This window comes from Shewanella sp. P1-14-1, assembly GCF_001401775.1.
Classification (GTDB): Bacteria; Pseudomonadota; Gammaproteobacteria; order Enterobacterales; family Shewanellaceae; genus Shewanella; species Shewanella japonica.
Map to the genome: position 1 here is coordinate 142,762 of NZ_LKTL01000008.1, position 15,085 is coordinate 157,846.

The 15,085-nt window shown below is 39.2% G+C and carries 14 protein-coding genes; 1 reads left to right on the forward strand and 13 read right to left on the reverse strand.

Going from position 1 to position 15,085, the window contains the following annotated elements:
- Positions 1-84: 84 nt before the first annotated feature.
- Positions 85-1,623 (reverse strand): family 16 glycosylhydrolase, encoded by a 1,539-nt coding sequence (locus AN944_RS07850; RefSeq protein ID WP_200913367.1) that lies wholly within the window; start codon positions 1,621-1,623, stop codon positions 85-87.
- Positions 1,624-2,336: 713 nt separating this feature from the next.
- On the opposite strand from AN944_RS07850, the gene rsgA reads away from it, so the two are divergent.
- Entirely contained in the window at positions 2,337-3,434 is a 1,098-nt protein-coding gene (rsgA, locus tag AN944_RS07855; protein ID WP_055024042.1) for a ribosome small subunit-dependent GTPase A, read from the forward strand.
- A gap of 135 nt (positions 3,435-3,569) precedes the next feature.
- Here rsgA and AN944_RS07860 read toward each other — a convergent pair whose 3' ends face one another.
- The 12 genes from AN944_RS07860 to AN944_RS07915 form a co-directional block, all read right to left on the reverse strand.
- Positions 3,570-3,986, reverse strand: coding sequence for an N-acetyltransferase (locus AN944_RS07860; protein ID WP_055024043.1), 417 nt, complete (start codon positions 3,984-3,986; stop codon positions 3,570-3,572).
- A gap of 136 nt (positions 3,987-4,122) precedes the next feature.
- On the reverse strand, positions 4,123-6,036 hold the full coding sequence (locus AN944_RS07865) for a S9 family peptidase (protein ID WP_055024044.1): 1,914 nt from the start codon (positions 6,034-6,036) through the stop codon (positions 4,123-4,125).
- Between the two features lie 113 nt (positions 6,037-6,149).
- Positions 6,150-6,587 carry a hypothetical protein gene (locus AN944_RS07870; RefSeq protein WP_235530873.1) on the reverse strand — a complete coding sequence of 146 codons (438 nt, stop codon included), beginning with the start codon at positions 6,585-6,587 and terminating at the stop codon, positions 6,150-6,152.
- 11 nt (positions 6,588-6,598) lie between these two features.
- Positions 6,599-6,808 carry a hypothetical protein gene (locus AN944_RS07875; protein WP_055024045.1) on the reverse strand — a complete coding sequence of 70 codons (210 nt, stop codon included), beginning with the start codon at positions 6,806-6,808 and terminating at the stop codon, positions 6,599-6,601.
- 516 nt (positions 6,809-7,324) lie between these two features.
- Positions 7,325-8,752: a BatD family protein gene (locus AN944_RS07880; protein WP_160319082.1), complete on the reverse strand. Its 1,428-nt coding sequence runs from the start codon at positions 8,750-8,752 to the stop codon at positions 7,325-7,327.
- Between the two features lie 86 nt (positions 8,753-8,838).
- Positions 8,839-9,600, reverse strand: a complete 762-nt coding sequence (locus AN944_RS07885; protein WP_055024047.1) for a hypothetical protein — start codon at positions 9,598-9,600, stop codon at positions 8,839-8,841.
- Positions 9,594-10,562, reverse strand: a complete 969-nt coding sequence (locus AN944_RS07890) for a VWA domain-containing protein (RefSeq protein WP_055024048.1) — start codon at positions 10,560-10,562, stop codon at positions 9,594-9,596. The genes AN944_RS07885 and AN944_RS07890 overlap by 7 nt, the downstream gene beginning before the upstream one ends.
- On the reverse strand, positions 10,562-11,557 hold the full coding sequence (locus AN944_RS07895) for a VWA domain-containing protein (RefSeq protein WP_055024049.1): 996 nt from the start codon (positions 11,555-11,557) through the stop codon (positions 10,562-10,564). Before AN944_RS07895 ends, AN944_RS07890 begins: the two co-directional genes overlap by 1 nt.
- Complete coding sequence (locus tag AN944_RS07900; protein ID WP_055024050.1) at positions 11,550-12,053, reverse strand: DUF4381 domain-containing protein; 504 nt, start codon at positions 12,051-12,053, stop codon at positions 11,550-11,552. Before AN944_RS07900 ends, AN944_RS07895 begins: the two co-directional genes overlap by 8 nt.
- Complete coding sequence (locus AN944_RS07905; RefSeq protein ID WP_055024051.1) at positions 12,050-12,979, reverse strand: DUF58 domain-containing protein; 930 nt, start codon at positions 12,977-12,979, stop codon at positions 12,050-12,052. The genes AN944_RS07900 and AN944_RS07905 overlap by 4 nt, the downstream gene beginning before the upstream one ends.
- Positions 12,980-12,988: 9 nt before the next feature.
- Positions 12,989-13,957: a MoxR family ATPase gene (locus AN944_RS07910; RefSeq protein ID WP_055024052.1), complete on the reverse strand. Its 969-nt coding sequence runs from the start codon at positions 13,955-13,957 to the stop codon at positions 12,989-12,991.
- A gap of 425 nt (positions 13,958-14,382) precedes the next feature.
- Positions 14,383-15,006 (reverse strand): VanZ family protein, encoded by a 624-nt coding sequence (locus AN944_RS07915; RefSeq protein ID WP_235530874.1) that lies wholly within the window; start codon positions 15,004-15,006, stop codon positions 14,383-14,385.
- Between the last annotated feature and the right edge of the window lie 79 nt (positions 15,007-15,085).

A 15,085-nucleotide genomic window follows, 5' to 3' on the forward strand; every position in this document is an offset into this window, starting at 1 on the left:
ATTTTCATCTGCTATTAACGCGGTTTAAATCCATTAAAATTAGCCACATAACTAAATCATTATGTGGCTTTCCTTTAACTTAACTTATTGTTTAACGACTGAAATGTCGTCGATATAAAATAATGCAGACGCATCTTTAATCTGGCTTGGATCAACCGTGATTGTTAACTTAGCGTCATTGGCTACAGGCGCGTTAAGGCTTATATCTTGGCTTACTGTAATCCATTGTGCTTTGTGCGCATGGTCAATTTCGCTTAGATTGAATGGCGCTAAAACAAAGCCTGCATCATCACCATTTGCATTATTAACAGTCACGTTAAACTCACTAAGAGAGTTACTAGTATCAACCCAAAGACGCATTGAGAAGCGATAATCTCCTTTGTCTAATCTCACTGCTTTTTCAGGTGAACTAACCTTGATTAGCTCATCTGTAGCATCTTTGTCTGCGGCAATTTTAAGGCTGCGTAAACCAGTGATTCGCTGTTCTTTAGTGATGGTTGCATAGTTTGCTGAGTTAGCATCAATATCCCAAAACTTTTGATATTGATTATTTTCAGAATTTTCAGGTACCAATTTAAGCGGACGTTTGTTTTCTTGGAACAGTATAGGCCCTTCAAATCCGAAGAATGCACGGTCTAGAAGTTCTGGGTTAGGCTTTTGCCATACTCGCATATAGTCAACTTCAAAATCAGCTGGAAGTTCTTCTTTATTAGGCATCCCTAACCAAGCAAAAATTTCAGAATCCAACCAAATTTCAAGCGGGTTATTAAGCACCCAACGATCGCCTAGCTCTTTTTGAGTAAAGCGTTGCAGTAATTTTCCATCAAGATATAAGTTTAAGTAATCTTCGCCCCACTCTGCTGCGTAAATATGAAACTCGTCAGCAACGCGATATGGTAAATTTTCCTTGTGATGGAATACACGAGTTGGACGTTTTGCTGGTGGGCTCCAATCATGAACAGTTGACTTAGATTGATCAGGTTTGATATCGCCAATGATTTTCGGATTACCGATTTGTTCATAAATATCTAACTCAGACTGATAACCAATGGCCCAGAACGCACTGGTCATTGAAGCGTTAACCGCTTTGGAACGTATTTCCATGTAGCCATTTAAAAAGCGTTTATTACTGACAATGGCAGCGGTTGTTATTGGCATAGGATCGCCATTAGCCAATGAACCATATTTCGCATCGACTTTGCCGTCAGCGTAGTTTTCATTAGCAAACTCAAAATCAGGTTCCCACTGACTACGTAATTTTAAAAAGCCGTCTTCAACAATCACATTATGAGGAGCAAACTGAGACGGTGCTCGACCTTTCCAAATGTAGTAATCACCGTTTGCCCCTTGGACAAACCACTTTTCTTGGTCAATTTCAGTGCCATCAAATTCATCACTGATTTCAGTATTAAGCACCCAACCACCTGAATTGGTTGGATCAGAGAAAGGCAAAATTTGAGTAGATGTTTCTTGTTCTACTGTTGCGCTATTTACAACAGACTCAACCTCTGCATTAGCTTCTTTATTTTGGCAAGCCATCAAGCTTTGAGATATACAAAGTACTAATGCAGTTTTTTTAAACATCGATTTGACCAATAGTGGCTTGGCAACGATAGACTTCATTGAAGGACGTCCTTTTAATTCAACCTTAATTATCTGAATAAATTAAGGAAATACTAGCTAATAATCATTCCACAGTTGCAATCTGTTTTTACTAACGATTTTATTTACAGATTTGTGAAACTTGTTAAATTAACCACTATGTAAACATATGATGTTTGCATTTGCAATATCTATTTTGAGTCATTTTTATTCAATTTGTTAAAGCAGAATAAATCATTTTTTCAAAATCATAGCATTACAAAGATAAAATATCCCATGCTCAAAGCATAAAGATAAGATATTGTAATTAAAGACTTTATAAACTCAGGTTTTGCTTAGAAGGATATGTTTCAAAAGATACTAAGCGTAAATTTATTGCCTAATAACAAAGCATGTTCAGTTTTTTATCCTGGGTGGGGTTATGACATGTCAATCACACTTGTGCCATTGTAGTGCAATTAATTAACACTGCTGAGCAAAATACCATCAACTCGTCAGTTTGACATTTTCAGGCTTCAATTAGGCTACAAATTAAGCCGTCGTACTGATAACGTGTAGTATATTTGCTGCTCGCCCTGTATCGCTAGTTAAATTAGCTACCATAGTCACAAGTCGTTAATTCGTAATCTGATAATATGCTATTTATCGCGAGTAATGACTCACGTAATAAGCAAAATTAAGCTGATGACTATACTTAACGTTACACCACATAAGACGCCTTATTAGGACAGTAAATGAGTGAATTCCCTTCATTAATACAACTCGGTTGGCAACCTTTTTTTCAGCAACAATTATCGCTGGAAGAGATGGAATTAATTAGCGATGACAGCGCAGATGATAGGCTAATTATTGGCCGAGTTATTGAACAACACCGTAGTGGCGTGATCGTACTCACCCCAAGCGGTCAATGGGCAATGTCGCAAACCGCGCATCAAGCCAGTGTCACTGATAGATTGTGTGTTGGAGACTGGGTGTTATGTGATCAACAGCATAAGTTTGTTCGATTACTTGAACGCAAATCAGTATTTCAACGAAAAGCGCCTGGAAGTAAGGTTGAGTCGCAGCTTATTTCAGCTAATATCGACAGTTTGTTCATTGTCTGCTCATTAAATAATGACTTTAATCTAAGTCGAATTGAACGATATTTATCGCTGGCCAGTGAGTCACAAGTCACGCCTATTGTTATATTAACTAAAGCAGATCAGTGTGACGATGTGGCAGATAAAACTCAGTTAGTTCAATCATTGAATCCTTTAATGATGGTGCATTCAGTCAATGCTCTTGATGAAACCGAAATATTACCGCTACTCGATTATTGCAAACAAGGACAGACTATCGCTTTGTTAGGCTCTTCTGGCGTAGGTAAATCAACCTTAGTCAATGGATTATTGGGAAGCTCAACTCAGCTCACTAGCGCAATACGAGAAGATGACAGTAAAGGCCGTCATACAACCACATCAAGAGCACTTAAATGGATGTCTCGAGGTGAGCAAAGTGGTGGATTAATACTCGATACCCCGGGGATGCGTGAATTACAACTAGGTGCGTGTGAGCAAGGCGTCAGTGAAACATTCAGTGAAATAACACAACTTGCATCGCAGTGTCGTTTTTCAGATTGCCAACATCAAGCGGAGCCAGGCTGTGCAATTCAAGCCGCGCTTGCTTCAGGTGAGTTAACTGAAAGACGACTTATTAGTTACCAAAAACTAATGCGAGAACAAGCATTAAACGGGGCAACATTAGCGCAAAAACGCGCTAAAGATAAAGCCTTAGGTAAAATGATCAATTCTGTACAGACTGCATCTCGCTCTCGTAAAAAAGGCGATTATTAACTCGCTCAATACTGATTTTTACTTAGGCCGTGTTTAATCAATAGTTTACGAACCGATTATTGGCTTACTTAAACGAAAAACCAGTATTTTATCGACAAGTATCAATGTTTACTTGATGCCTTTAACGCTGAGTAGTTAGCCGTAATGCTTAAAAAGAAAATATTGTGCAGGACTTTTACCAAATGCTGGTGCAGAACCAATGACTTCAAATCCATGTCGTTGGTAAAACCCTGCCGCTTGAAATGCTAAGGTATCTACTTGAGCAGCTAGGCAACCACGTTCAATAGCAGCTTTTTCTGCCAGTATCATTAATTTATGGCCTAAACCCTCGCTGCGCAAAGTCTCATCTACCCATAACACATTGATTAAAAATTTTTGATATATCGTTCTACCTGCAATACCAGCAATGATCTTGTCATTTCCATCTCGCATTACGATAGTTAATGGCTTTGATAGCTCACTTCCCATATTCATTATGTTAAACGCTCTTACCCCATCAACCAGTTGATCGACAATATCTGGGGCTTCAGAATGAATGATCTCTGTGTTCAATTGACATCCTTACTCTATAAGTGAGAGTGACTTAATACCGATTTTAGCTTTAATTTATTAAAAAGTACCTTGTATAACAACTAATAAAAAAGCCATTTGATAATCAAATGGCTTTCTAATCACTTGCAACAATAGGCTATAAATACTGCTGTAAAAAGACTAAATATTTATTTGATGCACTAATACGGTTGTCTTTCTTACTAAAACCATGGCCTTCATCATCGAATACCAAGTAATCAACGTGTGTACCGCCAGCTCGAATAGATTCAACCATTTCATCACTCTCAATCTTCAACACTCTTGGATCATTTGCCCCCTGAACCACTAAAACAGGGCTTTTGACTTGATGACCAAAGAACACGGGTGAAATATTATGTAAGCGCTCTTTATCAGTTGCAGGATCGCCTAATTCATCATAAAGACTTTTTCTAAATGCTTCCCAGTAAGGCGGAATACTCTCTAAGGTTCTTACCCAATTAGTCACGCCGAAAATATTAATACCTACTTTAAACTCATCGGTAAACGCCATTGCCGCCATAGTAAGGTAGCCACCATAACTCCCTCCCATAACGCCAATTTTGTCAGCATCGACCCAATTTAAGGTTTGTAAGTATTTTTTGTTGAAAACCACATCTTGTAAATCATCTTCACCATGTCGTTTATCATCTAAATGAAAAAAGGTTTTACCATAACCACTTGAACCACGGTTATTAATTTTGATAATGGCGTAACCATTATTAACCAAATGCTGAACGGTTGCAGAGTAGCCCTTGCGAGATTGACCACCGGGCCCGCCATGAATATAGATTAACGCAGGTACCTTTTTAAACTCAGCTTGTTTGGGCTTATATAAAATTGCTGGTATCTCAAGTCCATCAAAGCTTTTAAACCTCACCACCTCACCAGTCACTAGGTTTTGCTCCAAAATTGCTGGATTACCAGAATTGGTCAGACGCTTTACAGATGAAGAACCAATGGTATGGCTGTATAAATTGGATGGTGAGGTATCAGAATTGATATAGAACACCATTGATTTAGAATCTTGTGAAAAGTTAACGCCACGTAAATCGCCGCTTGGAAGCTTAGGTAATGACAGCTCTTTTTGCTCGACAAGATCAGTGATGGTTAATTGCGTTTGTGCGTCAGCATTAATCCCAGTAACTTGATATCGACCATCTTTTGAGAAATAACTAAAACTAACATCCCAATCCGCTTTGTAATTAACTTTATGAGAACCCGTTGCAATGTCATATGCCCACGCTTGCTTAAACTCACCAAATTCGTTAGTTGAATATAATAATTGCTCGTTATCTTTAGTAAAGGTGTAAGCGGAATAAGAAACGTTACCTTGGTGCTCGGTAATTAAACGAGGTTTGGCCATCTTCAAGCGTAAATCAACGAGATACAAGTCAGTATTACTGTTTGAATGGTCTTTACTCAATACAATGAATCGGCCATTTGGACTCATGGTTTCAACGGTATAACCTAAGTCGTTTTTGTACACTAAGTTACGGCTGTAGTCGTCAGTATTGTATTGATAAATATCAAAGTATTTAGCATCACGTTCATTGGTCAACGCAAAGAAAGACTCATCATTTTCATGCCAGGATAACATCACGGCTTTGAGGCCCTCACCTGGAGTGAGATCAATTTGATTCCCTTCGACATCTTGTACAAACAAATGATCTAACTCATCCCCTCCTTTATCGGCACTAAACAAAAAACGATTGTCATTGGGAAACCAAGATTTTACAAATACTGACTCTTCTGTGGAAAATGTTAATTGAGTGATTTCAGAACCGTCTACAGGCACTTTGTAAGCATTAAATATCCCTGTTTTATCATTACTTACCAGTACTGCAGTGCCATCATGGTTGATAGAAGAGCCGAATACACTGGTGGTTTTATAAAAGTCCTCAGCAGTATAAGTTTTAAAAACACTTTGCGCTGGTGGGGATATTTGTGGGCTGACTTGCACTTGCTTATCAGCAGTCGAGCAGCCTGTGAGCATTAGCGTTATCACTGCACTACTAATCAATGTTTTCAGCATAATATGTCCTTATTTTGCTTGAAAAAGGGTTAACTTACTAACGTAACGACTCTGAACGTTAATATACTGTTAGTTAACCTAGCACTGAGTTACTGCTATAGCGAATATTTTACTTATTTCTGATTTTTTAGGACTCGTTGAATTTGTTGTTTCTCTTGTTTTGACAGGGCTTGATAATCTCTTGGGTAAGGCCAGCCGTAACCCCAACGATAGGTAGTTGGAAAATATGGACTGCCACCAACTCTCACACCTGCAAGCATAAGGCTAGCTATATGCGGTTGGCCAAGGTTGGCGACGCATTGCTTTAAACGTTGATCTGATTCAAGGCGTTCCTTGGCCGTACCGCCCTGCCAATAATCAAAATCATGTGCAGTACAACATGCAAGCCATAATTGATTGTCGGCCAAAGTGCCATCGGGGAAAACACTACAACCATCAGAGGTAAAAGGCACGATATCATCCGCATGAGCATAATTTACGAGGGGTTGAGCGATAAAAATAGAACTTAACAACAGGTAAACCCAAGCGCGATAATGGTGTTGTCTAAACATATCTAATGGCCTTACAAAATCATTAAAAGCTGTGCAGCTGAACTGTTCGCTAAAGAGTTAACATAAGAATCAGCATAAGAATAAGCATTTGAATCAAGAACGAGTTGGGCCGTTTGCTCTGGAATATGGAAATCAATTAGCGCTGCAATGACAAAAAACACTAAAAATGTCACAGCCAATGCTGCAAAAATAACCACAATAAATCGTAAAACGCTAGACATACATTCTCAGTTAACATCATGTTTCATACTGTACTGTCAAAACTAAACGACAATAAGCATCAATTAAAAGTAAGTGTTTCACTAACACCAATCAATCTCACCAATCAATCTCACCAATCAATCTCACCAATCAATCAGGCCAGTTAATCACGCCAGTTAATCACGCCAATCATAACTGAAGATAATGCATCATTGTCGGTGAGATGAGACAGCCTAAAAATTCAATATATCACAGTTAATGAATCAGTTGAGCGTTGCAGTTAGTCGGTTATTTAGGCCAAAGACTGTTCGTATGGATTGATATTCACAACTTTTAATAGCACTGACAATGATAGAGATACTTAACTTTCAGAATAAGTGCAAAAGTGTAGCTTGACTTTTGGTTCAAAAATATTGATTGCAGAATGGATACCTCATTAAAAAACGCGTATAAAAAACAAGCGCCACTTACCTTACTTGCCCCGAGCACTTACCTATAACTTTAAATAATCAGATAACCCGCTACTTCTATTGTGATTAATTTAATTTTATTGCATTAGCAGAAATATCGCCACCATCCTTACACTGGTTATATTTTAGCAATGCCGTCACCTGTAATAAGGTATTAAACTGTTCATCTGTTAGCGGTGCAGCAGTATCTATTGAGTATGTTTGAGTTAATAACCGCTCTAGTAGTGAATATTTTTCACTATCAGATTTGTAAAACTGTTTGAGACTCAGAATAATGTCATTATTTAAATGACTATTATCTAGGCCTCTTTCATTTGAGTGATGATGATTTAACAATGAAACTGCTGTACCAGTTTTTGATAATTGCGCATCTTGATATTCAATATAGCGGTACAACAATTGACACACTTTAGCGTAATTTCCTTGTTCATATTCCTGTCGTAAGCTTACTTGTAATTGCTTAATTTCATACTGAGATAAAGATAAATATAACGCCTTAAGATTAGTGCGATACGGGGCAAGTCGCGTTAGCACGTAAATCAGAATGAATAGGCTGACAATCACTAAACTATATTTACTCAACCACGCTTTAAATGATGAAGCGGTGCCATCACTGCTCGCGCTTATAGCGCCACCTTTGACTACCCAAGTTACTGAAGGCACAGTGAGTTCTTTTACCTCATTTTGTTGTAAGTTATACCAATACAAAACTTGCTTGGGCGTAGTAAACTCACCCGCTTGTTCAAATATATAACTCGTCGTTTGCGACGTTATGCCAGTTAATTCACCTCGGTTAGATTGATCACTGAGTTTACTGGGTTGCTGGTAAACACTTAACCCACTCAATTGTGTTTGTGCTAATACTGGTAACATCATTGCAGGGACACCTTTTGCGGTAATAGAAACCGTTTGGGTGACTGCATCCCCGACATTAAACGTTCTCGCTACGTCTGTTATATCGAGTACTTCATTGCCGATATCATGCTTTACAGACAGTGTGACAGAAGGTGAAACAATTAAGTTATCTTCAATCTCAGTTGTAAAACCTACACCTGTATCCAGTTCTGTTACCACTTTTGGCATTCTAGCTTCAATTTGAAAGTCGTCAGTTTTAAATACGCCTTCAACAATGCCATATTCTGTATTAACCGATGCAAATACATCAAAAGCTGGCAGCTCATAAACGCCCTCTTGCATGGGATATAAGGTTATTTCTCGAATAATGTATGTCCATGTTTGTCCATTAATCTTTTTTGTTCCTGTAATCGATGAACTCGAAGTAGGTAAAAAGACAATATCTTTATAAGCAGGAGGCGTTACATGAACGCCTTTTGAAAACCAGCGATCGCTGGACACTTCAACTTGAACAATAATAGGTTGTTTAACGACAAAAGGCGCTTTACTTTGAACACGAATCTCGATGCTTAGTTGGTTCTTATCTATCAAGGACTCAAGTGTGATACTTGAGTTTGCAGCTTGGCTAAGTTTAGCCACGCTCAAGCTAAAAAGGACTAAAACTAGCAAAAGTAAGAGTTTAAACAGCAATATCTGCCTTGTAAAAACATCGCAGAGAAAAGACATCATTGACTCTCCTCATTGGTGGTTAACGGTCGCGAGTTTAGCGATGTTGGGGCAGTTTGCATTTGAAATTTATTCGCTAGGAACCGCGCAGGATCTTTTTGAACTTGTCTTAACCACATTTCATTTAACTTAGGGTCAAGCAACAACTGACTTGCGTCATAATGCTCAGCTACCTTTAACACCATTTCTTTTTTCTTAGCACCATCACCAGTTTGCGGATCGTCACCTAGCTCTTGTGGCGAGTCTCCTGCTTCACCCTGCTGGCTTTCAGCTATGCGATTCACTTCATCAATAATGCCTTGAACAAGGGCTAAATTATGCTTCGCTTGCTTATTATTTGGTACTGTTTGTAATACTTGTTGATAGATATTTTTAGCTGCTACATATCGCCTTGCGTGCGCTAATGCATTGGCACGAGCAATTTGATCTATTTCATCTTCAAACTGGTCATATAAAATAGCAGATTGATCAAATTCTTCTGCGCCATACAAACTGAATGCTTGCCAGCGTACAAGACTAAAATGATTACTCGCTTGCTGGTAATAACCCATATTAAACAGCAACATTCCTTGTTGATCTCGAGTTAGCCATAAATCAGCAAAAGATTGAGGTTTTAAAATAGCGAATAAAGCGCCAATAATGATAAGAAAAACCATTATTCGAGTGCGCCACTTTGTATACCATGCAGATACTTTCGACAACGAACTCACAATCACCATGGTGAGTTCATTTACGATAAATTTGATCGACGAATTTACCATTGCAGTGTCCACCCTCGTCTAAACCAGAGTAAATATATTGCTGCAATGATATACACCAACCAATAGCCAGCATCTAACCAAGGCCGGCTTTCATCTTCACTAATAACGAGATTGTTATTTATATACCCATTTACCTTTTCGATATCTTGTTTATCATCAGTCAATATAACTATCCGTCCACCAGCCTTATCTGTAAGGGTTTCTAATCGCTCTTGCTGCATTGGAATAATGGTTGAGCCAGATTCGACCAAGCTTGCATTATCACGCCCAATCGCCCAAACCACTAACTGATGTTGTGCCTTGGAAAAATAGGTGTCAAAAGCGCTAAATGCATTATCACTGGTGCCATCGGTAATGAATAAAATGGTTCCAGGGGTTTGGGTTGCTTCAAGTAATCCGTTGGCAATCGGTAAAACAGTCTGTGGTTGCTTCCCTGAATTAGGCATTATCTTAAAACTCAGTGAATCTAAAAACTGCTTTATCATTTTGCTGTCGTTGGTTATCGGCATCACTGTATGTGCCGAGCCTGTGTAAGCAATCAGTGCTGTGTTGGCATCACCACGAACAGCCAATAACTCAATTACCTTCTGTTTCGCACGTGTTAAGCGCGTAGGTAATACATCCGTTTGCTCCATCGTTTCAGATAAATCTAACGCAATAATCAGCGCTGACTTATCTTCTGTAAATGGGCTTGGTTGCTGTTTCCATGTTGGCCCCACTAAAACCAATACACTGATAATGCCTAAAACTATGGTCAAATTTAAAGGTGAAATAATCCGTTGATTATCCCCTTTGACTGTCAATGTCTGTAAAATTTTTGCTGACATATGCTCATGCCAATTCACTAAATTATCCTGACGGTACTTTAAACGATAAACAATATATGCCAGTGGTAATAAGGCTAATAGCCACCAAGGTCGGAGTAAATGAAAGTGCTGTAATTGAATTAACCATTGATCCATTAGTTAACCCCTTTTTTCACATTAGGGAAACGCAAGGTGACGATTAACAACGACACTAGATACAAACCTAAAAACAGTGCGATGGGAATATAATGAATACTGGTTTTTGGCCTAAAGGTTTGCGACTCGAATAACTCTGGCTCTAAGTCATTAATCGCTTCATAAACATTTTCAAGCGCTTGTGTATCAATAGCTTGATAACTTTGCCCGCCTGTTATTGAGGCAATGTTTTCTAGTACAGCTATATCAACTTTTTCTTCACCAACAGCGATAGGATCGCCAATGGCAATGGTGTAAATTTTGATGTTAGAGGCCGCAGCAACCTTTGCAGCTTCAACAGGGGGGACTTTCGAAGCGGTATCATTTCCGTCGGTAAGCACAATAAGCACTCTATTTTGTGTCTCATGGCTGTTAAACACGCTAATGGATAACCCTATTGCATCTCCAAAAGCGGTACTTTGTCCAGCCATCCCAACTTGCGTGTCATTCAACAGTGTTAACCATGTATCTAAATCATTGGTAAATGGCGCTTGAAGGTATGGCGCATCGCCAAAAAGAATCAACCCTAACCTGTCACTGTCGCGCTGACTGACAAACTTACGTAAAACCTGTTTTACTGCCGTTAATCTATCAACCTTGTTAGACTGATTTTCTGGCAATACAAAATCTTCTACCGCCATAGAACCAGATAGATCTACTGCAATCATTAAGTCTCTAGCCGACTTTTGCTGGGTGACGGGTGTACCGATAACTTCAGGTTTGGCCATCGCGACAACAATGCATAGCCAAGCAAGTATTAACAGTAATTTTTGAATATGCTTTCTTGACAGTATTACCGCCCCTTTTTGCGGTTTCTCACCTGTAATATCAACTAACTGTTCGAAGTACGGCACTTGAATAGAGCTGCGCTTTTCTTTATAAGCAGGCGCAATAAAATACATAATGACTGGGGCAAGCAGCAAAACAAAACATAGTGGGTAAGCAAACTCAATCATACTCACCTCGATGTTGTTCTATCCAAATTCGTATCTGGTTAATTAACTTCGTCATCTGTGCAGTATTCACTTCTAAAGCAGAATCATAAGCTAACTCATTTAATGTAAAGCCGATATCTTCAAACTTGGCTTGAGGACACTGCTTACTCAACCACTGTGTCCATTCATCAGCTGATAATGTTGCAATTTCGGTGCGCTTATAACCGCCTAAAGCGGTTTTACGAACAAGATTCGGTAATTGACGATAGATAGGTTGAGCAGATAATTGTTCAAAGGGAGGTAATAAGCTTAACCATGCTATCGCATCACGACGATACTGATTATGCTGGTATAAACGCCAAGCAAAATACAGTCTACGACAAACAAGCGTAAGGCCGATTAGTGCAACAACCTGCCAGCCAATAGTTTGTGGCCACCAGCTAATGGCATTGGGCGCATCTGTTTCAATTAAGTCTTTTACAATACTACTGCCCCACGTATCACCAAATTGAGTCATTCACTACCTCGGCGAAACGCATTGATCAACTGAGTGCTAACAGGGTCAACGGTATTAATGGTCAATAAGGGTACGCGATATTTACGGGCGGTTTGCGCATATAAAGTCAATTTTGACTCTATTTGTTGTTGATATTGCTGCTGAGTTTTGCCTAAAGCATCAAATTGGATTTGAAGTTTTCCATCACTGACGACCATTTGCGCCATACTCGGTAATTTTTGCTCTAACGCATCAATAATGTTGCAGGCAATCACTTCATTATGACGTCTAATATTCTTCATTAAATGCGTTGTTTTATCGTTCCAACCATTACCATCACCAATATAAATAATTAATGAGTCGTGACCACAAACTTGTGCAGTTTTATGCCAGCTTTGATTCAGGCTGTCACTTGCATGAGTGCTATTGTTGCTCGCACCTAATTGATGATTTTGTTTTACTATCGATTTAAAAATTTGCGCAAGATGCTGACCGCCTCTTTTGGCAGGAATAACCGACGCTGAATCATCATTAAATACCAACGCCCCAATTCGATCGCCAGCCCCAACAATGCGCCAACCAATCAGTGCTGCTAACTCGGCACAAATTACTGATTTCATTTTGCCTTTACTTCCAAAAAACATCGCAGCACGTTGATCGACAATCAAATATACGTTGCGTTCTCGCTCTTCGGTATAGACTTTTATATGGGGTTTACCTGTGCGTTTAGTGACTTTCCAATCCATGCAGCGGATATCGTCACCTGGACGATAATGCCGGAGTTCTTCAAAATTTAATCCACGGCCACGTAACTTAGATGAATAGCGCCCATTTAAGACACTGTTCACTGCTTGGCGTGGAGAAAAGTTAACCCCTACAGCTTGGTATTGCAGCTTTCTAAGTTGCTCTATAGAAACATAAATATCACTGTCAGATTTATCCATCATAAAGCTCGACTAGGCCGCTATCACTTGACGTAATATTTCATCGATAACCTGATCAGGCGTTACCCCATCAGCAATTGCATCGTAGCTAAGTACCAAACGATGACGCAATACACTATGTACTATGGAGCGAACATCGTCAGGGTCCACAAAGGTTTTACCAGCAAGCCATGCCGAGGCGCGAGCACATTTATCTAATGCAATACTGGCTCTAGGACTTGAACCGACGGATAACCATTGAGCCAAGGGAGAATCTGGATAACGAGAAGGTTGACGAGTGGCCATCACAATAGCAACTATATAAGCGGTTATTGCATCACTCATATGAATTTGATGAATAAGATCTCGTGCAGTAAAGATATGAGTAGGATCTATCGGTGCCGGTTTGTCCACTGATAAGGCTTCTTCAGCACGTACTAACTCAATAATCTTTACTTCAGTCTCAGCATCAGGATAATCCAACAAGACTTTCATCATAAAGCGATCCATTTGCGCTTCAGGCAAAGGATAAGTTCCTTCTTGCTCAATTGGGTTTTGAGTCGCAAGCACCATAAACAGTTTAGGTAGCACATGGGTTTTACCTGCCACAGTGATTTGCCTTTCTTCCATTGCTTCAAGCAGTGCCGCTTGCACTTTAGCTGGGGAACGATTTATTTCATCAGCCAATAGTAAGTTGTTAAATACTGGCCCAGGTTGAAAAGTCAGCGTGGATTTACCTTCAACCTCTTGATAAATCTCAGTCCCTGTCACATCAGATGGCAATAAGTCGGGTGTAAATTGCACACGCCCTAAGCTCACTTCTAACGCATTTGAAAGCGCTTTGATTGAACGAGTTTTAGCCGTGCCAGGTAAGCCTTCTAGCAACACATTACCATTGGTTAATAAGGATAATATGAGCGCATCGACAACATGTTCTTGTCCAATGACTGATGCTTGAATACTTTGCTTTAAGCGTTGAATTTCATCAAAACAAACAGTCATAAATCACCTTTGTAAATTGTCGTTGAGTTAGCGTGTAATGTCGTTGAAATTTGAATGTACAACTGAATAGTGAGCCACAGCTTTAAGCCCATGGACTGTGGTGAACACAATGAAGAAACGATAAAGAAGACCATTCAAAATCCTTATGAAAGTTCTTGTATCTAGAAAGGAAAAATAAAACTCGTGCAACTTATTAACGAGTGCAACCTAATGAAATTGAAAAGCTAGCCATTCGGCGTTAGCAAGACACAAGGTGATACTTGCGCCTTAGTCTGGTCCATATTTAACACATTATCATAAGTCACTTATATAAAACCTATTATACTTGTGGCGATACTGTCAATCAGTCAAACAAAGGATAGCTTTTCAGATTGAAGACTTTACTTATTAAATCTTGATGAGTCCTATGTCATTTTCCCGCTCAACTATCGGTTGCGGTTTATCCATTTAATGGTGATAACACTAAATAAAGTGATGCCTACTGCATCAGCCGTTAAATCGCCAATATCAAAGGTACGTGTCGCGATAAAACCCTGACTGACTTCTTCAATAAACACTAAGGTACTGATTGCGACAATGGCGTAATATATTTTACGTTCAAATAAGTTAAAATATGCCGCTCGTGATGCAATCAAGGCCAGTGATGTCAGCGTGCCAAACAGCATCATGTGACCAATTTTATCGCCGTAAGGAACGACTCTCACTAAATCAAAAAATATGTTATTGCCACCAGTATTGGCTTGATAAATTATCCAGCCAATAAAAATAGCAAAACTGACCAATGCCAAACTCAATAAAGGTACTTGGATCCGCACACGGCTTTTAACGCCATGCTGTTCTGATGAAACTGGCGCTGGTGCTCCCGACTGATACTCAATATCTTGGGTACGTTGTTGAGGCGTTTGTTGGAGATTTGATTGGAGGTTTTGTTGGGGAATGTCCATATCAGCTATTGCATAAGTTTTGCAATGCGCTTTGGTATCAGTATTTAAGACGTTGCAAGTCGCCTTATTACTCTGTTGCTTTGTATCCTTAACAGCCTTGTTCATTCAGATAATCCATTAATATCATGTATATTTCATGATGTTACAGTAACTAAAAACACGCAATCAATGAAAGATTAACAAA